Source organism: Actinoplanes lutulentus (assembly GCF_003259845.1).
GTDB classification, from domain to species: domain Bacteria; phylum Actinomycetota; class Actinomycetes; order Mycobacteriales; family Micromonosporaceae; genus Actinoplanes; species Actinoplanes lutulentus.
The window spans coordinates 283,141-304,300 of record NZ_QLMJ01000010.1 but is presented as its reverse complement, the minus strand read 5'-3'; the positions used below and the strand labels follow the sequence as shown (position 1 = coordinate 304,300).

General features: G+C 68.1%; 22 protein-coding genes. 14 read left to right on the top strand and 8 right to left on the bottom strand.

What is annotated here, in order from left to right; all coding sequences use genetic code 11:
* Positions 1-255: 255 nt before the first annotated feature.
* Positions 256-699, bottom strand: coding sequence for a redox-sensitive transcriptional activator SoxR (gene soxR, locus B0I29_RS22785; RefSeq protein ID WP_111651060.1), 444 nt, complete (start codon positions 697-699; stop codon positions 256-258).
* A 56-nt stretch (positions 700-755) separates the two neighbouring features.
* Between soxR and B0I29_RS22780 the strand changes: the two genes are divergently transcribed.
* Both B0I29_RS22780 and B0I29_RS22775 read left to right on the top strand, forming a co-directional pair.
* On the top strand, positions 756-1,430 hold the full coding sequence (locus tag B0I29_RS22780; protein ID WP_111651059.1) for a thiamine pyrophosphate-dependent enzyme: 675 nt from the start codon (positions 756-758) through the stop codon (positions 1,428-1,430).
* 11 nt (positions 1,431-1,441) lie between these two features.
* Positions 1,442-2,272 (top strand): transketolase family protein, encoded by an 831-nt coding sequence (locus B0I29_RS22775; RefSeq protein WP_181557923.1) that lies wholly within the window; start codon positions 1,442-1,444, stop codon positions 2,270-2,272.
* Between the two features lie 9 nt (positions 2,273-2,281).
* Here B0I29_RS22775 and B0I29_RS22770 read toward each other — a convergent pair whose 3' ends face one another.
* On the bottom strand, positions 2,282-2,749 hold the full coding sequence (locus tag B0I29_RS22770) for a hypothetical protein (protein WP_111651058.1): 468 nt from the start codon (positions 2,747-2,749) through the stop codon (positions 2,282-2,284).
* 118 nt (positions 2,750-2,867) lie between these two features.
* Here B0I29_RS22770 and B0I29_RS22765 point away from each other — a divergent pair, with 118 nt between their 5' ends.
* Positions 2,868-3,269 (top strand): PH domain-containing protein, encoded by a 402-nt coding sequence (locus B0I29_RS22765; RefSeq protein WP_111651057.1) that lies wholly within the window; start codon positions 2,868-2,870, stop codon positions 3,267-3,269.
* An 11-nt stretch (positions 3,270-3,280) separates the two neighbouring features.
* On the opposite strand, the gene B0I29_RS22760 is transcribed toward B0I29_RS22765, so the two are convergent.
* Both B0I29_RS22760 and B0I29_RS22755 read right to left on the bottom strand, forming a co-directional pair.
* On the bottom strand, positions 3,281-4,189 hold the full coding sequence (locus B0I29_RS22760; protein ID WP_111651056.1) for a rhomboid family intramembrane serine protease: 909 nt from the start codon (positions 4,187-4,189) through the stop codon (positions 3,281-3,283).
* 22 nt (positions 4,190-4,211) lie between these two features.
* The gene (locus tag B0I29_RS22755) at positions 4,212-4,736 is read right to left on the bottom strand and encodes a peptidylprolyl isomerase (RefSeq protein WP_111651055.1); all 525 of its coding nucleotides are present in this window, start codon (positions 4,734-4,736) and stop codon (positions 4,212-4,214) included.
* 130 nt (positions 4,737-4,866) lie between these two features.
* Between B0I29_RS22755 and B0I29_RS22750 the strand changes: the two genes are divergently transcribed.
* Positions 4,867-5,454, top strand: coding sequence for a hypothetical protein (locus B0I29_RS22750; RefSeq protein WP_245972683.1), 588 nt, complete (start codon positions 4,867-4,869; stop codon positions 5,452-5,454).
* Positions 5,455-5,465: 11 nt separating this feature from the next.
* Here the strand turns inward: B0I29_RS22750 and B0I29_RS22745 are convergent, their stop codons facing one another.
* The 3 genes from B0I29_RS22745 to B0I29_RS22735 all read right to left on the bottom strand — a co-directional run bounded on the left by B0I29_RS22745 (position 5,466) and on the right by B0I29_RS22735 (position 8,784).
* On the bottom strand, positions 5,466-6,449 hold the full coding sequence (locus B0I29_RS22745; RefSeq protein ID WP_111651053.1) for a type VII secretion protein EccB: 984 nt from the start codon (positions 6,447-6,449) through the stop codon (positions 5,466-5,468).
* A gap of 13 nt (positions 6,450-6,462) precedes the next feature.
* Complete coding sequence (locus B0I29_RS22740) at positions 6,463-7,590, bottom strand: magnesium and cobalt transport protein CorA (protein ID WP_111651052.1); 1,128 nt, start codon at positions 7,588-7,590, stop codon at positions 6,463-6,465.
* A 99-nt stretch (positions 7,591-7,689) separates the two neighbouring features.
* The gene (locus tag B0I29_RS22735; RefSeq protein ID WP_111651051.1) at positions 7,690-8,784 is read right to left on the bottom strand and encodes an aminotransferase-like domain-containing protein; all 1,095 of its coding nucleotides are present in this window, start codon (positions 8,782-8,784) and stop codon (positions 7,690-7,692) included.
* Positions 8,785-8,890: 106 nt separating this feature from the next.
* Here B0I29_RS22735 and B0I29_RS22730 point away from each other — a divergent pair, with 106 nt between their 5' ends.
* Genes B0I29_RS22730 through B0I29_RS22720 form a run of 3 tightly spaced genes read left to right on the top strand, consistent with a single transcriptional unit; the run spans position 8,891 to position 11,371 of the window.
* Positions 8,891-9,622 (top strand): phosphocholine cytidylyltransferase family protein, encoded by a 732-nt coding sequence (locus B0I29_RS22730; protein ID WP_111651050.1) that lies wholly within the window; start codon positions 8,891-8,893, stop codon positions 9,620-9,622.
* The gene (locus B0I29_RS22725) at positions 9,610-10,671 is read left to right on the top strand and encodes an iron-containing alcohol dehydrogenase family protein (RefSeq protein WP_111651049.1); all 1,062 of its coding nucleotides are present in this window, start codon (positions 9,610-9,612) and stop codon (positions 10,669-10,671) included. The genes B0I29_RS22730 and B0I29_RS22725 overlap by 13 nt, the downstream gene beginning before the upstream one ends.
* Positions 10,646-11,371 carry a CDP-alcohol phosphatidyltransferase family protein gene (locus B0I29_RS22720; protein WP_111651048.1) on the top strand — a complete coding sequence of 242 codons (726 nt, stop codon included), beginning with the start codon at positions 10,646-10,648 and terminating at the stop codon, positions 11,369-11,371. The genes B0I29_RS22725 and B0I29_RS22720 overlap by 26 nt, the downstream gene beginning before the upstream one ends.
* A gap of 124 nt (positions 11,372-11,495) precedes the next feature.
* Here the strand turns inward: B0I29_RS22720 and B0I29_RS22715 are convergent, their stop codons facing one another.
* Entirely contained in the window at positions 11,496-12,668 is a 1,173-nt protein-coding gene (locus tag B0I29_RS22715) for a glycosyltransferase family 4 protein (RefSeq protein WP_111651047.1), read from the bottom strand.
* 24 nt (positions 12,669-12,692) lie between these two features.
* Here B0I29_RS22715 and B0I29_RS22710 point away from each other — a divergent pair, with 24 nt between their 5' ends.
* From B0I29_RS22710 to B0I29_RS22680, 7 genes are all read left to right on the top strand, one after another.
* Positions 12,693-13,553 carry an Fpg/Nei family DNA glycosylase gene (locus B0I29_RS22710; RefSeq protein WP_111651046.1) on the top strand — a complete coding sequence of 287 codons (861 nt, stop codon included), beginning with the start codon at positions 12,693-12,695 and terminating at the stop codon, positions 13,551-13,553.
* A 185-nt stretch (positions 13,554-13,738) separates the two neighbouring features.
* On the top strand, positions 13,739-15,325 hold the full coding sequence (locus tag B0I29_RS22705) for a sugar transferase (RefSeq protein ID WP_111651045.1): 1,587 nt from the start codon (positions 13,739-13,741) through the stop codon (positions 15,323-15,325).
* A gap of 366 nt (positions 15,326-15,691) precedes the next feature.
* A complete protein-coding gene (locus B0I29_RS22700) occupies positions 15,692-16,885 on the top strand; it encodes a sensor histidine kinase (RefSeq protein WP_111651044.1) in 1,194 nt (397 codons plus the stop codon).
* On the top strand, positions 16,882-17,619 hold the full coding sequence (locus B0I29_RS22695; protein ID WP_111651043.1) for a LytR/AlgR family response regulator transcription factor: 738 nt from the start codon (positions 16,882-16,884) through the stop codon (positions 17,617-17,619). The genes B0I29_RS22700 and B0I29_RS22695 overlap by 4 nt, the downstream gene beginning before the upstream one ends.
* 209 nt (positions 17,620-17,828) lie before the next feature.
* Positions 17,829-18,515: a response regulator transcription factor gene (locus B0I29_RS22690; protein ID WP_111651042.1), complete on the top strand. Its 687-nt coding sequence runs from the start codon at positions 17,829-17,831 to the stop codon at positions 18,513-18,515.
* On the top strand, positions 18,512-19,564 hold the full coding sequence (locus B0I29_RS22685) for a HAMP domain-containing sensor histidine kinase (RefSeq protein ID WP_245972682.1): 1,053 nt from the start codon (positions 18,512-18,514) through the stop codon (positions 19,562-19,564). Before B0I29_RS22690 ends, B0I29_RS22685 begins: the two co-directional genes overlap by 4 nt.
* Positions 19,565-19,626: 62 nt before the next feature.
* Positions 19,627-21,144, top strand: coding sequence for a DUF4153 domain-containing protein (locus B0I29_RS22680; protein ID WP_245972681.1), 1,518 nt, complete (start codon positions 19,627-19,629; stop codon positions 21,142-21,144).
* The last annotated feature ends 16 nt before the right edge of the window (positions 21,145-21,160 follow it).

The following is a 21,160-nucleotide window of genomic DNA, read 5'->3' as shown; positions in this document are numbered from 1 at the left end:
CAGCCCATTCCTCGCTGCTCAGATCACCACGCGCCACACCGGTTCAACGACGGTCATCCTTGATCGCCACGCATGATCCGCGGGACAGAACCTAGCCCTAACTTCACACGGCGCGCGATACCGCCGGACGGCCCGAAGCCCCGCCTCACCGCGGAACGGTGACCACGCGCCGGTAGCGAAACGCGCCGGACGGCCTGGACCACCGACGAACGTCGCGCCGGGGAAGCGGGACCAGAACGCTTACCCCGTACAAAATCAATCGCCCGGCGGATTGAGCACCATCTGCGGACCGGCGCCCCGACCGGCCAACCGGTCGCTTGGATTGACGAGCTTGCATCGCTGCAATGAGAGGCATCCGCACCCGATGCAGCCCGTCAACTGATCGCGCAGCCGCTCCAGCACCGAGATCCGCTCCTCCAGGCGGTGCCTCCACCTGGCCGATAAACGCGACCAATCGCCCTTCGTCGGGGTGCGGTTCTCCGGTAGCGAGGCCAGTGCCTCGCGGATCTCGTCCAGCGACACGCCGACCTGTTGTGCGATCTTGATGAACGCCACTCTTCGCAGCTCAGCGCGGTCGTACCTTCGCTGATTGCCGCCCGTTCGACTGGCGTGGATCAGGCCCTCGCGCTCGTAGAAACGCAGGGCGGAAGCTGCCACGCCGCTGCGGACGGCCAACTCGCCGATGGTTAGCGATTCCATCCTGGCACTCCCGAAAAGCTTGAGCTGAAGTGAACTTCAACTTGCAGCCTAGACACATGACCGCCACCAGCGCACCTACCAATCCGTTGCACACGCTTCTGAGCCGGATCACCGGTGACGCGAAGCACGCGCCCAGCGCGCACTCCACACTGGACGTGCTCTGGGTGCTCTACGACCGGGTACTGAGGATCAGCCCGGAGACCGTCGACGAACCGGACCGGGATCGGTTCCTGTTGTCGAAGGGGCACGGGCCGGCTGCGTACTACGCGGTGCTCGCCGCCAAGGGTTTCATCCCGGAGCAGTGGCTCGACGACCTCGGCAGCTGGGACAGCCCGCTCGGGCATCATCCGGACCGGGTGCTGATCCCGGGTGTCGAGGTCGGTACCGGTTCGCTCGGGCACGGGCTCGGCCTGGCCGTCGGCACGGCGCTCGGGCTGAGTGCGCAGGGCTTCGACCGTACGCGGACGTTTGTGCTGGTCGGCGACGCCGAGTTGGACGAGGGGTCGAATCATGAGGCCATCGCGTACGCCGCCGCCGTCCAGCTGCCGCTGACCGTGATCGTGATCGACAACCAGTCGTCGACGCACGGCTGGGCCGGTGGCATTCACACCAGGTTCCCGGGCTGGAGCTTCGACGGGGTTGACGGGCGCGATCACGACGCCATCGAAACCGCCCTGCGAAAGCACGAAAAAACACCCCACGTCGTCATCGCCACCGTCGGGCAGAAGTGAGGCTGAAGATCATGCGTGAAGCATTCGTCGCCACCACCACCGCGATCCTCGACGAGGATCCGCGTACCGCCCTCGTGATCGCGGACATCTCCGGGGACGCGTTCGCGACCGCGCTGCGAGACCACCCCGATCGTGTCTTCAACGTCGGCATTCGCGAGCAACTGATGGCCGGTGTCGGCGGCGGGCTGGCGCTGACCGGCATGCGGCCGTTCCTGCACTCGTACGCCCCATTCCTGATCGACCGCGCCTACGAGCAGATCAAGCTGGACCTGGGACACCAGGATGCCGGCGCGGTGCTGGTCAGCATCGGGGCATCGTTCGACGCGGCCGCCGAGGGATACACACACCAGTCGCCGGGCGACGTGGCCCTGCTGGACACCCTCGGAGGCTGGACCGTGCACGTGCCCGGTCACCGCGACGAGGTGCCGGGTCTGCTGCGTGCTGCGGCCCGGCACGACGACCGGGTTTACGTACGCCTGTCGGCGCAGGAGAACCGGCGGGCGTACGCGAACGGCAGCGTGCTGAAACGAGGCAAGACCCTGGTCGTCGCCGTCGGGCCGATGCTCGATCCGGTGCTGGAGGCGACCGAGGGCCTCGACGTGACCGTGCTCTACACGAACACGCCGAGGCCGTGGAGCATCGACAGCGACCTGAAAAATCGGGAAATAGTGGTTGTCGAGCCCTACCTGGCGGGAACCAGCGCACGGGAAACCAACGGAAGATCCCTGCACCTCGGCGTCGGAGCCGCCGAGGTACGCCGTTACGGCACCTGGCGCGATCACGCCCGCGAGCACGGCCTCGATCCGGCCGGCCTGCGCCGATCAATCACCGAATTTCTGTAAAAAGAAAGATCAGGCGAAAGCTAGCCGCGCCGAAGCAAGCGCCGGCGCCGGCTCGACCCGGCGGCCGTGGAAACTCTGCCGCAGCAGGTCCTCGACCCGCCACACCGTCTCGGTGTCGACGAGCCGCAAACGCAGCCGCTCCCGCACCCCGTCCACCGCCGTGGCAGCCAGCTCGATGCCCGGTTTGGACGTCTCAAGACGCCACGTCACATTGCTCAGGTGCCGGAGGTTCGCGTTGAGATGCAGGCGCTGGCGGTGCAGCGCCCGGGTCTCCTGGATGACCACGAGCCGGCGGTGGGTCAGCAGCAGGAAGTAGTCGCCGGAGAGCGGCGCGCCCGGCCGGGCGCAGCGGGCCACCAGCACGGCGGCGTCGTCCTGGTCGACACAACTACGGAAGATCGTCATGTGCCGGTTCGCGGCCGGACTGGCCGATCCGGCAACTGCGGCTTGGTGGAACGTACTGGCGAACACGTCCATGTGCTGATTAACGTCGCATGAACGGATGAGGAGTCGGGAGACCCCGCTGAATATCGAATTACACCCGCACGGCGACTGTGGTGCCGATCATTCGGTGACGCGCTGACATAGTGGCGAGATGCAATGGCGCGTCAAGCCGGTCCTCCCGGTCACGAAGCTGATGGGCGCGGTCGCCGCGCTGGTTCTGGCCGCTGCGTTCGCCGAGGGCGACACCGTCCGATGGGTCCTCGCCGGCACTGTCGCGGTCGTTGTCGCCGGGTGGGCGCTGCGCGATCTGCTGGTTCCGGTCCGCCTCACGGCGGACACGGAAGGCATCACGGTGGTCACCGGAATCGCCCGCCGCCAGCATCTGCCCTGGTCAAAGATCGAGAGGGTACGCGTAGACAGCACCGTCCGTCGTGGACTGCGATCCGAGGTGCTCGAAATCGACGCGGGTGACGCCCTCTACCTGTACAGCGCGAACGACCTCGGAGCGCTCCCGGAGGACGTGGCAACCCAGCTGGCCGACCTGCGTACCTAAAAGCGCCGTTCTCAGCCGAGCAGGCTTTGGGTACGCGCCACCGCGGCGATCACGAGCACCAGCAGGATCGCCGCGCACCCGATCGCCTGTTTCACCGCACGGTTCGGCTGGTTCGCGTACACCAGCGCGGCACTCGCGGCGGCGCCCGCCACCAGTCCACCGAGGTGGCCGGCGATCGAGATGCCGGGCACGGTGAAGGTGAAGATCAGGTTGATCACCAGCAGCGGTATGAGCTGGCTGGAGTCGCGCATCATCCGCCGATTGACCACGATGACGGCGATGACCAGGCCGAACGTCGCGGTCGAGGCACCCGCGGAGGGCTGGTTCGGCGCCTGGAAAAGGTACGCCGCGACGTTGCCACCGAAGCCGGCGAGCAGATAGAGCGCGGCGAACCGCAGCGGGCCGAGCTGCGCTTCGAGGTAACGGCCGAGCTGCAGCACCAGCATCATGTTGAGCAGCAGGTGCAGCACGCCGTAGTGCAGGAACATGCCGGTGAACAGGCGGTACCACTCGCCGTTGGCGATGCCGTGCAACTGGCCGTCGGGGTACAGCGCGAGGCCGAGAACCTCACCCCAGTCGGTCACCGAGGTGCCGGAGCCGAGCAGGCCGAACCACTGGCTCGAACCCGCGATCGCCCCCACGCCGCCGATGACCGCGGACGCGACCATCACCAGTGTGTTGATCACGACGATCGAGATCGTCACGTACCCGAGCTGGCCGGCACGGCTCCCCCCGAAGGCGGTGCGTGCCGGCCGCTGGCCGCGACGTCCTTCTTTGACGCACTCCGGACACTGATGTCCAATAGACGCGTCATTCATGCAACTGGTACAGATCGGACGTTCGCACCGGCTGCACTTGATCAGCGTCTCCCGCGACGGATGGAGATAGCACGTCGGAGCCGTCGAGGGAGCCTCACTCATGGCACCAAAGGTACCTTGAGCGTCAGGAGCGCTCGATCTCCACGCGCTCGATGACGACGTCCTCGCGGGGCCGGTCGCCCGGTCCGGTCGGCGTCGTCGCGATCGAGTCCACAACCTTCGCGGACTGCTCGTCGGCAACCTGGCCGAAGATCGAGTGACGACGGTTCAGGTGCGGGGTCGGCGCCACCGTGATGAAGAACTGCGATCCGTTCGTGCCCGGGCCGGCGTTCGCCATGGCGAGCAGGTACGGCCGGTCGAAGCTGAGCTCCGGGTGGAACTCGTCACCGAACTGGAAGCCCGGGCCGCCACGACCGGTACCGGTCGGGTCACCCATCTGGACCATGAAGCCGGCGATGACCCGGTGCGAGACGGTGCCGTCGTAGTACGGCCCGGTGCCCGGCTGACCGGTACGCGGGTCCTTGTACTCCTTGGTTCCCTCGGCCAGCTCCACGAAGTTGCGGACGGTCGCGGGGGCGTGATCCGGGAACAGCTGAATCCGGATCGGGCCGTGATTGGTGTGCAGGGTGGCGTAAATGTTCTCTGCCACGGGTACTCCCGTCTGCGTGATGGAACTGCTCTCGTGCAATTCGGATCCTCCCCCATGTCGGGGATCCGGCCGCGCGGGGGTACCCGAGAAGGCAACATGGCCTGGAGACGACCACAGGAGGTGGGCACCGGTGTTCGCAACATTGCGTCGTAGGAACCGTAAGGCCAAGATGCGGAACGAGCTCGGCCAGAGCGTGGATCATTTCAAGCGCGCCGCGTCGATCGCCGCGACCGAGACGAGCGCGACTGTCACGCCGAAGTTCAACGCGGCTCGTGACAGGGTCCAGCCGGCGGCCAGCAAGGCCAAGGGTGCTGCGACCGACAGCTGGGACAACGCGCTCGCCGCGCTGACCCCGCTGGTCACGGCGGCCACGGACAACGTCCGGCAGGCCGGCAAGACCACCAAGAAGCAGACGAAGAAGCAGCTCAAGGCGGAACGCAAGAACGTCGCCAAGCTGCGCAAGAAGGCGGAGAAGGCCACCGGCCGCACCAAGAGCCGTAAGGGCAAGCTCGCCGGTTACGCGCTGCTCGGCACCGCTGTCGGCCTCGGCGCCGCGTACCTGGCCCGTCGTCGTAGCGAGTCCCAGTGGGACGAGTACGAGCCGGCGTCCGCGTCGCGCCCGTCCGACGACGCCGCTTTCGAGCCGGTGGAGCCGGTCGTCTACACCACGGCGAACGGCACGGTCAGCGACCCGATCACCAAGCAGAACCCCCGGTAATCAGTAGGCCGTCAGGCTCGGCCGGCCCGGACAGGATCCAGGGCCGGCCCGGCCGGCAGCTGTGCGAGAAACCGCTCCGGCACTCGGAGCGGTGTGACTCCCGCGTACCCGAGCTTGCCCAGCAAGTCGGCTCCGGCGAGCTCGAAGCGCTGTCCCGAATCGGTCACGAGGTGAATCTTGTCACCGTCGGCCGAAACGAGCGCCCCCTTGCCCCTCGGCACGTGCACAGCGCCTGACGGGAACGTGGCGTTCACGCGTACCCCAGCCTGGGTCTGATCACTCGCAAGGGTGACGCACGCACTCGCTGGAGCATCGCTCGGCGGGGAAATTCCGGCCGGATGGCCTGGCGCGGCCGGGATCGCGCCGAGCCAGGCCTCAGGCACCGACCAGGCCGCGATCTTCTGTTCGTTATCGGTCAAGGCATAACTGCGACCTTCAAAGACCATTTGGGTACGCCCAGCGGCCCGCACCAGAAGCCCACCGGTCAGCGGCAGACCGCCGGACGGCGCCGCACCGACCAGCAGAGTCGACGTTCCAGCGGCCGTGCACAGCGACCACGGACCGGTCAGGAGATCGCCGGCGGCCGGCAACGCGTCGGGCGCGCCCGGGATGCCGAGCGGCTCACCCAGCGGCACCGACGCCAGTTTCGCCGCGCCGATCGTGCGCAACTCAGGTGTGTCACCGCTGGTCAGCAGCAGTCCGGACGTGTAGTTGAGCACCGGGTGCAGCCGGCCGTCGGACGGCAGATAGACGTAACGCGTGCCGGTACGCCGTTCCAGCAGGATCGCGCCCGGATCGGTCGCCTCGGTCCGGCTGTGCCCGGTGAACAGGCCATATGCGGCAGCGGCACCGAGCGCGACCGCCGCAACGAGCAGACCGGCCAGCGCGCTCACACCACCGCGGCGCAACGGCGGCCGCGGCGGATCGGGGTCATGGGTGACCACCGCGGCGACAACACGTTGCACCGAGAACCGGTACGAGTGCAGCTCATGCACCCGTCGATTATCGCTACAGCCAGCCGTTGCGTCGGAACGCGCGATAGAGCAGCACCGTGATGAGCGAAAGGATCGCGACCAGGCCGGGGTATCCGTATTTCCAGCCGAGCTCCGGCATGTATTCGAAGTTCATGCCGTAGATGCCGGCGAACGCGGTCCAGACCGTGGCGATACCGGCCCAGGCGGCGATCTTGCGCATGTCGTTGTTCTGGTCGACGGTCACCTGCGCGAGCCTGGCCTGCAGGATCGAGTTCAGCAGGTCGTCGTATGAGGACACCTGCTCCACCGTGCGGGTCAGGTGGTCCTGCACGTCCCGGAAGTACCGCCGGATCTCCTTCGGCACGACGCCGTGGCTGGACGTGATCGCGGCGAGCGGGCGCTGCAGCGGCACCACCGCGCGGCGGAACTCCACGAGCTCACGCTTCAACTGGTAGATCTGCTGGATCGGGGCGGTCCGGTCCCGGGAGAAGACGCCCTCCTCGATGATGTCCAGGTCGGCCTCGACCTGGTCGGCGACCTCGAGGTAGTGGTCGACCACGCGGTCGGTCACCGCGTACGCGACAGCCCAGGGACCCTGCTCCAGCAGGGCGGCCCGCCGGGTCTCCAGATCGGCCCGGACCGGCGACATCTCGGACGCGTCACCGTGCCGGACGGTGATGACGAACCGCTCCCCGATGAAGATCATCATCTGGCCGGTCTCGACCACCTGGGAGCTCTCGGTGAGCTCCTGGTGAGGCACGTACCGGGCGGTGCGCAGCACCAGGAAGTGCACCTCGCCGAACTGCTCCAGTTTCGGCCGCTGCTCCGCCTTGACCGCGTCCTCCACGGCCAGCTCGTGCAGGCCGTACGTCCGGGCGATCGCCGCCATCTCGTAATCGCTCGGGTGATGCAGTCCGAGCCAGACGAAGCCTTCCTTGCGGGATGCCTCGATCAGTGCCTGGTCCGGGGTGAAGTCACCGGGCAGGCGCTGGCCACCCACGTAGACGCCGCAGTCCACCACGGCGGTGGTGGCGCCCGGGTGATCCGGGTGATCCGAGCCCGACCCGTTGGTGAGGAACGGGTTGATCGCCCGCATCCGGTCGGCCCAGAGTTTCCCGAGGGGCCGGCCACGGGTCCAAGCTCCGTGTTCACGCTCAGCCATGCCAACCTCCCCCGGTCGCGGCGATGCCCGCCAAACCCGTCGAGGCTACCCGCTCGGGTCCGCGCCGGGCCGGGTTGTCCCGGACCGGCGCGGCGAAGCTCAGTCCCGGACCTCTTCGATGGCCTCGGCGATGCGCCGCACACCCTCGTCGATCTGGTCGACGGTGACCGCCGAGTACGCCAGACGCAGCGAGTTCTTACCGCCTTCGAGCAGGAAGTCGCTGCCCTTGACGACGGCGACGCCCTTCTTCATGGCAGCCGGGAACAGCTTGTCCACGTTCACGTCCGCGGGCAGGTCGACCCAGAGGAAGTAACCGCCGTCCGGCTCGGTGAAGGTCGCGCCGGGGATGTGCTTGCGGATCGACTCGGCCAGCACCCGGGCCCGCTCGCTCAGCGCCGCGCTGACCGTCTGCACCGACGTCTCGATGGCGCCGGAGACGCAGAACTGGTGAACGATCGCCTGGGAGACCATGCCCGGCGAGATGTAGAGGTTGGTGGCCTTCTTCGCGATCGCGTCGATCAGCGCGGCCGGGCCGACCAGGTAACCCACCCGGACACCCGGGCAGACCGTCTTGGTGAAGCTGGAGGCGTGTACGACCGTGTTGTCCGTGTCGAGCGACAGCATCGAGGGCAGCGGCTCGCCGCGGAAACGGATGTCGACGTACGGGTCGTCCTCGAAGATGATGAACTCGTACTGAGCGGCGAGGGCGAGCAGCGCCTGCCGCTTCTCCAGCGAGAGCGTGAGACCCGCCGGGTTCTGGTAATTCGGGATGATGTGCGCGAGCTTCGGCCGCACGCCGGACTCGAGCAGAGCCTTCAGCTCGTCGATGTCGATGCCGTCTTCGCGCAGCGTGACCTGGTGCACCTTGGCGCCGAGGTTCGCGAGGTTGAGCAGGGTGCGGTCGTACGTCGGCTTCTCCACGACAACGTCGTCACCGGGCTGCACCAGGTGGCCGAAGAGGAACGCGTCCGCCTGAAGCGAACCGTTCGTCACGATGACCTGGTCGGGGGAGACGTTGTGCTTGTCGGCGATCCACTTCCGCAGCGGGAGGTAACCGACGGAGGTGCCGTAAGCGGTCACACCGGCCGGGTCGGCGTCGAAAGCGCGCACGGCGGCGGCCTTCAGGCCCTCCACGTCGACGATGTCCAGCGACGGAGCGCCACGGGCAAAGGAGATCAGCTGCTCAGCGGTCATGGTCCCCAGCTTAGAAGCTGGGTCTATACCATTTTCTGGGTGGTCCTTGCGAGTACGGCTATCCTCGCTGGGCACCTTCACACCATATTTTGGAAGGAACCACCCCATGATCGGTTTGGTACTCGCTGCCGGCGCTGGGCGCAGGCTGCGCCCGTACACGGACACGCTGCCGAAAGCGCTGGTCCCCGTGGACGGCGAAACCACGATCATGGATATCTCGCTGCGCAACCTGGCAGCCGCCGGGCTGACCGACGTGACCATCGTCGTCGGCTACCGCGCCGAGGCCGTCGAGGTCCGTGTCGACGCGTTCCAGCAGAAGTACGGCGTAAAGATCTCCCTCGTGCACAACGACAAGGCCGAGGAGTGGAACAACGCGTACTCCCTGTGGCTCGCCCGGGACCACTTCGCCCAGGGCGTGCTCATGGTGAACGGTGACACCGTCCACCCGGTGAGCGTGGAGCACACGCTGCTCGCGAACCGTGGCCCGAGCATTCTTCTCGCTGTCGACACTGTGAAGAAGCTCGCCGACGAAGAGATGAAGACCGTCTTCAATGAAGATGGACAGCTCACCAAGATTACGAAGCTGATGGAGCCCTCCGAGGCCTACGGCGAGTACATCGGCGCCAACATCATCGAGGCCTCCGCGGCCGGCAAGCTGGCCGACGCGCTCAAGGCCACCTGGGAAGCCAACCCGGACCAGTACTACGAGGACGGCTTCCAGGTGTACGCGGACCGCGGCGGCGAGGTCCGTGCCGCCCCGATCGGCGACCTGTCCTGGGTCGAGGTCGACAACCACGACGACCTGGCGAAGGCCCGGGAAATCGCATGCCGCTACTAGCCCGTAGCGTCCAGACCCCGCTGCACATCGAAGTGCGGCGGGGCGCGGTCGCTGACCTCGGCAAAATCCTCGTGGACGGCCGGATCTCCTCCGGCGGCGAGGTTGCCGTAGTGGTCGGTCCGGGCCTCGGCGAGCAGGTCGTCGACCTGCTCCGCCCCTCGCTCAAATCGGCCGAGATCTTCGTCACCGGCGGCGGCACCCTCGATGCCGCGCTGGAGCTCTCCAACGAGCTGCGGTCCGGCCACTACGACGCGGTGGTCGGCATCGGCGGCGGCAAGACCGTCGACACGGCGAAGTACGCGGCCAGCCGCTGGGGCCTGCCGATGGTGTCGGTGGCGACCAGCCTCGCCAACGACGGCATCGCCTCCCCGGTGGCGAGCCTGGTCAACGACGGCATCAAGGGCTCGTACGGGGTGCACATCCCGTTCGGCGTGATCGTCGACCTGGACTTCGTGGAGAACGGGCCGGACCTGGTCAACCGGGCCGGCATCGGCGACGTGATCAGCAACATCAGCGCCCTGGCCGACTGGGAGCTCGCCCGTGAGGTGCGCGGCGAACCGGTCGACGGCCTGGCCGCCTCGCTGGCCCGGATGGGCGCCGAAGCGGTGCTCACCATGCCCGGCGACATGACCGACGACGCGTTCGTCACCGTGCTGGCCGAGGCGCTGATCTCCAGCGGCCTGGCGATGGCGGTCTGCGGCAGCAGCCGGCCGTCCAGCGGCGGCTGCCACGAGATCATGCACGCCATCGACTCGCTCTTCCCGGAGACCGCGTCGCACGGCGAACTGGCCGGGCTGGGCGCGCTCTTCTGCACGTTCCTGCGCGGCGACGAGCGCCGGTTCGCACAGATGGCGGACTGTCTCGCACGGCACCAGCTGCCGCGTACGCCGTCCGACGTCGGTCTGAACGCCGACCAGTTCGTCCGCGCTGTCGAATTCGCCCCCCGGACCCGCCCCGATCGCTACACGATCCTGGAGCACCTCGCGATGTCCCCCGAGGAGATCCACCGAAAGCTGGCTCAATATGACGACGCCGTCGCAGCCCGCTGACACCCGGCCGACCGCCGCCGACTACTACGCGGTGAACCGGGGTGGTGGCCTCTTCAGCGAGGCCATCAGCCAGCGGATCGGCGCACGGATCGCGGTGCAGGCGCACAAGCATCACCTGTCGCCGACCGTCATGACCGTGTTCAACCTGGGCCTCGGCGTACTCACCTCGTTCCTGGTGATCGCGGCGGCCGGCCCGGTCGCGGACGGCAGCGTCTGGGCCGCGCCGATCGGCTTGCTCGCGCTTGTCGGCTGGCAACTCGCGTACGCGTTCGACTGCTCGGATGGTCAGCTCGCGCGCGTTACCGGGCAGTCCAGCCCGGCCGGGGCACGGCTCGACGTGCTCTGCGACGTGGCGGTGCAGTCGTCCCTGGTGGCGGCACTTGCCGCGACGGCGAAAGCGCAGGAGCCGGATACACCGGCCTGGCTGCTGGCCGCCTTCGCGGCGACCTGGATGGTCAACCTGGTGACGTCGGTGATGCAGGGTGGTGACCAGGCGTCGAGCATGGTGTCCAGCCGGGCGCTGCCGGTACGGGCGGCCAAGCTGATCCGCGATTACGGCGCCGTGGTGGCGCTCGCGGGCGTCGTTTTGACGGTGGCGCCACAGTGGACGGTGTGGTTCGTCGCACTGTTCACGCTGATCAACGGCGGCTTCCTGGCGGCGAGCATCGCGTTCACGGGGCGAGCAGCCCTACGAGGCTGACGGTCACGCTGGCCGGCGTCACGCTGGCTGGCCGGCGTCGCGCTGGCTTACTTTTCGCGATCTTGGCAAGTTCGGGTTGAAATACGGGCCCAACCTGCCAAGATCGCGATTTTGTCGCAGCCACTCACCGCCCAGCGTGCGCCATATCCGCATAAATCTCGATGAGCCGCTTCGTGAGCACATCCGGATGGAAATGCCGCAGGTACCGCTCCCGCGCCATCACAGCCGCCCCCGCCGCCCCCGCCCTCGCGGCCGGCAGTACAGCGGCAAGCGCCCCCGCCTCAGGCTGCGCCAGCCACCCGGCGGCCTCAGCGCCCTCACCCACCATGTACGGAATCCCGCCCACAGCAGTCCCCAGCACCGCCCGCCCCGCCGACATCGCTTCCAGGATCACCGTAGGAAGCACGTCCTCCCAGGTAGGCGCAGCGATCACGACAGCCGAGGCGTTCCGGGCAGCGGTCATCCCGGCCCGATCGAGCGGCCCCAGATAAACCACGTCACCCCGCTCGGCGGCAGCCTGCTCGGCAAGTGGCCGCAACTCACCGTCCCCAGCGATCCGCAGCACCCCGAGCGACCCGTCCGGATGCCGCCGCCAAGCGTCAAGCAGCAGGTCGAGCCCTTTCTCCGGACTGAGCCGAGCGCCGTAGAGAAACCCGTCCCCAAGGGGCACGGGCTGACCCGGATCCGGCAGCCCGTTCGGCTTGATCACGATGTGCTCGGGCGGTACCCCGTAATCCACCAGGTGCGCGGCGATCTTGTCGGTGAGCGCGATGTATCGATCCACCGAGCGCCAGGTCGGCCGGTGCACCGCCAGTGTGGTCGCCATGATCGCGCTCTGCGCCGCCGAACCGCGGTAACACCGGTGCTTGATCGCCGGCCAGCCGAGCACCTTGCCCCGGCAGTCCCGGCAGTTGTGCCCGTCCCGGAAGTAGAGCCCGGAGGAGCAGACCTGCCGATAGTTGTGCACGGTCTGCACGACGGGGACACCGTGAGCATGCGCGGTCCGGATCACCCAGGGCGAAAGCAGCGGGTACGGATTATGCAGGTGCAACACATCCGGTTTTTCGGACTTGAGCAGATTTTTCAAGTCTTCCTGGGCCGACGCCCCATAAATCGGGGAGATCGGTAGTAGCGCTTTCTGCACAGCCGGCATCTCTGCGATCGAGTCGGAACTCCGCTGGAACGGCACCACGGCAACCCCGGCCTCCCGCAGCTGACCGATCTCCGTATCAACGATGACGTTCTCACCGGACGGAATAGCCTCGCGGTACCGGTTGTGAGCAACCACCACCTTCATGGCGCGAAACGCTACCGTGAACCTGTGCCCGAACTCCCTGAGGTCGAGGCGCTCGCGGCTTACCTTCGCGAGCGCGCGGTCGGCCACACCGTGGAACGCTTCGAAGTGGCCTCTTTCAGCGCGCTGAAGACATACGATCCAGCGCCCACCACCCTCGCCGGCCTCCCGATCACCGACGCCGGCCGGCACGGCAAATTCCTCGACGTCAGCCTCGGCGCCGACCTCCACCTCGTCGTCCACCTGGCCCGCGCCGGCTGGTTGCATTACCGGGACGTGTTCAAGTCACCGGCGCCGCTCAAGCCCGGCAGCGGCCCGATCGCGGTCCGGCTCCGGCTCGACGACGGCTCCGGTTTCGACCTGACCGAGGCCGGCACCCAGAAATCGCTCGCCGTCTACCTGGTCCGCGACCCGGCCGAGGTGCCCGGCGTGTCCCGGCTCGGCCCGGACGCGCTGGCCGTCTCCCGCGACGAGTTCGCCGAGCTCATGAAGAAACAGAACAAGCAGATCAAGGGAGTCCTGGTCGACCAGGAGATCCTGGCCGGGATCGGCAACGCGTACTCCGACGAGATCCTGCACGTGGCGAAGGTGTCGCCCTTCGCACTCACCGGCAAGCTCACCGACGACCAGATCACCTCGTTGTACGAAGCGATGCGTGAAGTGGAGACGGATGCCGTCGAGCGGTCGGTGGGGCAGAAAGCGGCCGAGCTCAAGGGCGAGAAGCGCGCCGGCATGCGGGTGCACGCCCGAACCGGCCTGCCCTGCCCGGTTTGTGGTGACACGGTGCGGGAGGTCTCGTTCGCCGACAAGAGCCTTCAGTACTGCCCGACCTGTCAGACCGGCGGCAAGCCGCTCGCCGACCGCCGGCTCTCCAAGCTGGTGCGATAAAAAGGTGAAACTGCCACCGCACCGTCACGCTGGGTATGCATCGGGATTGCTGCCACAACGTCACCTTCTCTCCGGCCGATCCATCGGTATAGTGGCCCGGTCCCTGGCAACCGTTATGACGCGAACGGGTATCGGCGGACCCGCCGACAACCCAAAGGTCGTGGCGGTGCGTAATCTTTTTCCGGATGCGGGAGGACGTAGGCGAAGTGACCACTAGCCTGCATCGCCCATCGACCGACAGCAGCCGGAGCCAGCCCGTGGGGTACGAAAGCTTCGAGTGGCAGGAGACTCCGCCACCGAGCAATGGCGTACCCAGATCCGCCTGGACCCGGCAGCGCCGGGTGTCCCGCTGGCACCGGCCCTACACCTTCGCTCTGGTGATCGTCGACCTGCTCTCCGCCCTGGTGGCGAGCTACATCGCCGACTCCCTGCTGGAGAAGTCGAAGAGTGGTTTCATCAACCGCTCCTGGGGCCTCTTCGACGGCATCGAGCTGTTCAACTTCTTCGCGTACGTCGTCCTGCCGCTCGGCTGGTTGTTCCTGCTCTGGACCGCCGGCACATACGACCGGCGTTACCTGGGCCTGGGCAGCGAGGAATACAAGCGGGTCGTGCGTACCTCGGTCACGGTCGTGGCCAGCGTGTCCCTGCTCGCGTTCGCCACCAAGACCGACCTGTCCCGTGGGACGGTCGCGACGGTGTCGCTGAGCGCGCTGGTGCTCATCCTGGTCAACCGTGCGATGGCCCGGCAGATCCTGCACTACTCCAGACGCCGCACCGGTCACGGCGCGCACCGGATGGTCCTGGTCGGCACGCTGCCCGAGGCGCTCGAGGTCTACACCCACGTCACCCGGAGCCCGGCCGCCGGCCTGATCCCGGTCGCGATCCACCTGACCGACGGCTTCTCGGCCGCCCGCGGAATAGAGACTCCGGTCCCCGTTTTCGCAGGTCGTGACGTGCTGGCCCTGGTCCGCGAGGTAAGCGCCGACACGATCGCGGTCTGCGGTTCGGCCAGCGCCGAGCCCGGCGAGCTACGCCGTCTGGCCTGGCAGCTGGAAGGCACCGGCGTCGACCTCGTGGTCGCACCGCAGCTCACCGACATCGCCGGCCCGCGCGTGCACATCCGCCCGATCGAGGGCCTGCCCCTGCTGCACGTCGAGGAGCCGACCCTTTCCGGCCCCGGCTGGCTGATCAAGAACTTGATGGACCGGGTCGCGGCCGCTCTCGGCCTGCTGCTGATCAGCCCGATCCTCGCGATCATCGCGCTCGGCATCAGCCTCTCCGACCCGGGCCCGGTCTTCTTCCGCCAGACCCGCGTCGGCCACGACGGCCGCACATTCCGGGTGTGGAAATTCCGGACGATGTACCAGGACGCCGAGGAACGCAAAGCCACTCTCGAAGAGCTCAACGAGTCCGACGGCATGCTCTTCAAGATGAAGCACGACCCCCGCATCTTCGCGTTCGGCCAGAAGCTGCGAGCCACCTCCCTGGACGAGCTCCCCCAGCTGATCAACGTGCTCAAGGGCGAGATGTCCCTGGTCGGCCCCCGCCCACTCCCCGCCGACGACGGCGACTACCTGGGCGACGTCCGCCGCCGCCTGCTGGTCCGCCCCGGCATCACCGGCCTCTGGCAGGTCTCCGGCCGCTCCGACCTCTCCTGGGACGAGGCGGTCCGCCTGGACCTCTACTACGTCGACAACTGGTCACTCACCTACGACCTCTCCATCCTCTGGCGCACCATCTGGGTCGTCCTGAAGCGCAAGGGCGCTTACTAAAACCCAAGATCAACCCCATCTCGCAGCGGGGCGGCGCGTACAGACCGCCGCTCCCGCCGAGGGCCCGGCACTCCTCGCTGGCCGCTACGCGTCCAACCCGCGAGCACGCACCGCGCGACCTGCGTAATCGGTCACGCCCTTTCTGCTATCACCCCCGCCCCCACAAAAAGAGGCGTCCCAGCCACCGCCCACAGCTGCGACCCCCGCTTCAACTCGGGTGAACACACTCCCACCGTGGGCTCCTTGGCTAGGGGCGACAAAGGCCACCGTGTGCTCCCATCTCGGCGTGACGAAAGGCCACCGTGGGGCCTGGATTCGGCGGGTTGGGGATGGTGTTTCGGGGCGGGACACGCGACTATCTGCTGCGTGGCGGGACAGGTTGGCAGCGTTCTCTCGATTCTTGCTGTGCTCGCCGCGCTTGCCGCCGCCGTCGTCGCAACCCTGCGGCTTCGGGCTAGACGGGGAATCGCCACCGCAATGCAGCGCGCCACCTACGACGTGCTGCACACCGCCGCCCTGGCCGCCGAGCCGCTGCGGGCCGGGCTCACCCCGGCCACCGCGGGCAAAGCGGTAAAACACCTGCGGACCCTGGTAGGCGCGGTCGGGATGGCGATCACCGACGGGCAACGGTGCCTCGGGTACGACGGACGGGGCACCCACCACGCGGAACAGCTGGTCACCGCCGCGCGCCGAGCCACGAGTACCCAGCGTTCCGTCGTACTCAATGGGTCTGATCTTCCTTGTGACCGCGTGGATTGTGTGGTTCGGGGTGCGGTGATCGCGCCGCTGAGCGGGCCGGATGATCAGACGACGGCCGCGCTGGTGGCGGTGGCTGATGATCAGCCGGCGCCGGGGCTGGTGCAGGCGACGCTGGAGGCCGCGCGGTGGGCCGGTTCGCAGCTGGCGCTCGCCGAACTGGAGTCGTCGCGGGAGCGGCTGGCCCGGGCTGAAGTGCGAGCGCTCAGGGCGCAGATCAGCCCGCACTTCATCTACAACGCGCTGACCGCGATCGCCTCGTTCGTCCGCACCGATCCGGAGCGGGCGCGGGAGCTGATTCTGGAGTTCGCCGAGTTCACCAGGTACTCGTTCCGGGCGCACGGCGAGTTCACCACGCTTGCCGAGGAGCTACGGTCGATCGATCGTTATCTGACGATCGAGCGGGCCCGGTTCGGCGACCGGCTTCAGGTACGCCTTCAGATCGCCCCCGAGGTCCTGCCGGTGAACGTGCCGTTCCTGTGCCTGCAACCGCTCGTGGAGAACGCCGTCCGGCACGGCCTGTCCCGTAAGCCGGGCGTCGGTATGGTGAGCATCGAAGCTCGTGACGCCGGAGCCGAGTGTCACATCACCGTGGAGGACGACGGCGTGGGCATGGATCCGGTGGTCTTCTCCTTGAAAAGCGATGACACCGACGACGGCCAGCACGTCGGTCTGGTGAATGTGGACGAACGGCTTCGCTCGGTCTTCGGCGATCACAACGGCCTGGTGGTGGAGACCGCACCCGGCGCGGGTACGAAAGTGAGCATGCGCGTGCCGAAATTCCATCCCCAGGCAAGAGCATGAGCCTCGTCGTCCTGGCCGTCGACGACGAGCCACCCGCCCTGGACGAGCTCGCCTATCTGCTGAACGCGGACGGCCGGGTCGCACACGTGCACCGGGCCGGCGACGCCACCGAGGCCCTGCGGGTTCTCCGCGATACCGAGGTCGACGCGGTCTTCCTGGACATCCGGATGCCCGGCCTGGACGGCATGGAGCTGGCCCGGATCCTGCGCCGGTTCGCCCAGCCGCCGGCGATCGTGTTCGTGACGGCGTACGACGACGGGGCTGTGGACGCGTTCGACCTGGGTGTCACCGACTATGTGCGCAAGCCGGTCCGGGCGGAGCGACTGGGTGAGTCGCTGCGCCGGGTGGCCGGTCTGCGCGCGGCACCCTCGCCCGCGACGGCACCTGACGAACCGGCGATCCCGGTCGAGCTGGCCGGCACGACGAAGATGCTGCCCCGCTCGTCGGTGCGCTGGGTGGAAGCGCAGGGCGATTACGCCCGGCTGCACACCGGAGAAGCCTCCCACCTGGTACGCGTCTCGCTCGCGACCCTGGCCGAACGCTGGGCGAACGCCGGTTTCGTGCGAATCCACCGGTCCTTCCTCGTGCAGCTGCGCCTGGTCACCGAGCTGCGCCTGACCAACTCGGGATACGTCGTATCGGTCGACGGCGTGGAATTGCCGGTGAGCCGCCGGCACACCCGAGACCTGAAAGATCGTCTGATTCGGGCCGCAAAACACGACTGGACCCGATAATCCACACGGTTGTCCACAGCCTCACGGACTTCTCCACAGAGTTATCCACAGGCTGACCCCCAGTTTTCTTAAGTCCCGGATCGTCTCCACAGATCCTTTACAAGTCCGCCGCCCCCTCTCCTCAGCTGGTCAATAAGCTGCTGACCCAACCGGCCGGTGAGTCACGGGGACGCACCGGCCGCCTCAAACAGGGAAGCCGGGGACCGAAAATGGAGACGATCGAGCGGCGCGTCCTCGTGGTCGAGGACGAGCGGGTCATCGCCGACGCCGTGGCCGCCCGGCTGCGTGCCGAGGGCTTCCAGGTCCACCTGGCCGGCGACGGTCCGGCAGCGGTCGAGGCGGCCCGCACGATCCGGCCGGACGTCGTGGTGCTGGACGTGATGCTGCCCGGTTTCGACGGCCTCGAGGTGTGCCGCCGGATCCAGGCGGAGCGGCCGGTTCCCGTACTCATGCTGACCGCCCGGGGTGACGAGACCGACCTGCTGGTGGGTCTCGCGGTGGGCGCCGACGACTACATGGCCAAGCCGTTCTCGATGCGGGAGCTCGCGGCCCGGGTGCACGCCCTGCTGCGCCGCGCGGAGAAGAACCAGGCCCACGCGAAAAAGAACCAGCTCCAGCTAGGCGACCTGGAGATCAACTCGTCGGAACGCCGCGTCACCCGCGCCGGGGTGGAGATCCACCTCACCCCGACCGAATTCGACCTGCTGGTTCACCTGGCCGGGCGCCCGCGCACTGTCGTTCCCCGGGAACGCCTGCTGGCCGAGGTCTGGGGCTGGGCCGACGCTTCCGGGACGCGAACCGTCGATTCCCACATCAAGGCCCTGCGGCGCAAGCTGGGTGCGGACCTCATCCGCACAGTGCACGGCATTGGGTACGCCCTTGAGGTCGACCGATGATCACCGGATTCATGCAGTTCGTCCACAATGTCGCCGCACAACTCTTCGGCTGGCTACCCACCCCACTCGACCCGGTCCGCTCGATCAAGGCGAAGCTCTCGCTGGCACTGGGATTCGCGGGCGGAGTGGGCCTGCTGGTCTTTCTCTGGAGCATCGACTTCTACCGGGTCGACCTGCTCTGGATCGCGATCGCCGCCGCCCTCGGCCTGGTGACGCTGCAGGTCATGGCGCATGGAGCGACAGTGCCGCTGCGCGAGATGACGGTGGCCGCCCGGGCGATGGCTCGCGGTGACTACACCCGGCGGATCCGCACCCGCTCGCAGGACGAGGTGGGTGAGCTGGCCTCGGCGTTCAACCAGATGGCCGCGGACCTCGCGGCCGCGGACCGCCAGCGGCGCGAGCTGATCGCGAACGTCTCGCACGAGTTGCGTACGCCCATCACGGCACTTCAAGGCCTGTTGGAGAACATCGTCGACGGCGTGGCAGCGGCCGAGCCGGAGACGATGAGCACCGCGCTGGCACAGACCCAGCGGCTGAGCAGGCTCGTCACCGACCTGCTCGATCTGTCCCGTTTGGACGCCGGCGTGGTGCCGCTGCGCCGCGACGTGATCGACGTGCCGGCGTTCCTGCACGACGCGGTGCGGGAAGCCACCATGAACGCCGGCGACGGCGTGCGGTTCGAGGTCTCCGCACCCGGGATGTCGATCTCCGGTGACCGGGAGCGGCTGCACCAGGTCCTGGCGAACCTGCTGGACAACGCGGCCCGGCACAGCCCGGCCGGCGGCACGGTGACGGTCCGCGCCGAGCGCCGCGACGAGCATCTGCTGCTCGCCGTGGTGGATCAGGGCATGGGCATCCCGGCCGGCGAACGGGAACGGGTCTTCGAACGCTTCACCCGCGGTGAGCGGGCCACCGGCGGCGGTACGGGCCTCGGCCTGGCGATCGCCCGCTGGGTGGTCCAGATGCACCAGGGCTCCATCGCCGTGGTCGAGCCGGACGGCGACCGCGGCTGCCACATCCAGGTAAAACTCCCGCTTCACACCGCCTGACGAAAGGCGAGGCCATCATGCCCACGGCACCTCCAGCTCTACAGACCGGACAAAAGGGAGATTTGCACGGGCCTTGGCCGCCCACTCGCCGCGACGGCGTGCTCTGGCCCGGTCCCGGTGCTCCGGCCTCCGCACCCACCCTGCTGGCCCTGGCCGGCGCCGCGATCGTGGCGGCTCTGGCCGTGCCGCTCGACCGGCCCGGCATCGGCTGGCTGGTCACCGCGATCGCCGGCACCGCCGCACTGATCGTCGCCCGGGTCGTTCCTGGCCGGCCGGGCATACCCCCGCTGGTGCAACGCCCGCAGAAGAAGGGGACGCCGGACCGCTACGGGTGGGCCGTAGCCACGGTCGCCCTGCTGGCCGTCGGCACGTTCCGCTCGGCCGACTGGCTCTTCGCGCTCTGCGTGCTGACCGGCACCGTCACCGGCGCGATCGCGATCAGTTCCGGACGTTCGCTGAGGGCCATCGCTGTCGCGTACCTCAGTGTCCCGATCGCAACCGTGCGCGGCCTTCCCTGGATCTCCCGCGGTCTGTCGCGGCTGCGGAGCAGCAGCAGCGGCTCACCGGTACGCGTTCTCGGCACCGCCGTGGTCTCGATCGTGCTGCTCGCCGTCTTCGGAGCGCTCTTCGCCTCGGCCGATGCCGCGTTCGCCCGGGTCTTCGAGGCGGCGATCCCGGACATCCGCGGTGACGTGGTGGCCCGGTGGATCTTCGTCGGCGGCTTCACGTTCCTGCTGCTCGCCGGTGCCGCATTCCTGCGTGCCGCGCCGCCGTCGGCCGGCAGACTGGATCACACCGAGGGCCGCAAGGTCGGCTGGCTGGAGTGGGCCGTCCCGCTCGGCCTGCTGGTCCTGCTCTTCGCCGCGTTCGTCGCGATTCAGCTCACCGTGCTCTTCGGCGGCGTCCGATACGTGGTGGAGACCGACGGCCTGACCTACGCCGAGTACGCCCGCAGCGGATTCTGGCAGCTCTGCGCCGTTACCGTCCTGGCCCTCGTGGTGCTGGCCGGCGCGGCCCGATGGGCGCCCCGGCGAACCCCTGCCGACCGGATCCTGCTGCGTACCGTGCTGGGCAGCCTCGCCGCGCTCACCCTGGTGATCGTCGCCTCCGCGCTGCACCGGATGAACGTCTACACCGACACCTACGGGCTGACCCGGCTGCGGCTGCTGGTCGCCTGCTGCGAGGCGTGGTTCGGGTTGGTGCTGGCCATGGTCCTGGTCGCCGGCATCCGGATCCGGGCGCCCTGGCTGCCCCGGGTGGCGATCGCGGCCGGCGTGCTGGCACTGCTCGGCCTGGCCGCGGCGAACCCGGACCGGATGATCGCGGAGAACAACGTGAGCCGGTTCGAGCGTACGCAGCGCATCGACATGGCGTACCTCGCCGGGCTCTCGCCGGATGCGGTGCCGGCTCTTGCCGAGATCTCCGACGAGGAGAGGCGGCTCTGTCTGGTGTGGGCGATCAATGACGGTATGTCGCCCGACGACTGGCGTGGCTGGAATCTCGGCCGGCAGTCCGCACGCGAGATCATCGGAAATTCACGGCCGCTCCAGAACTGCTGGGAGCTCATCTACCGGTCTTGACATTTCGGCCGGGCCG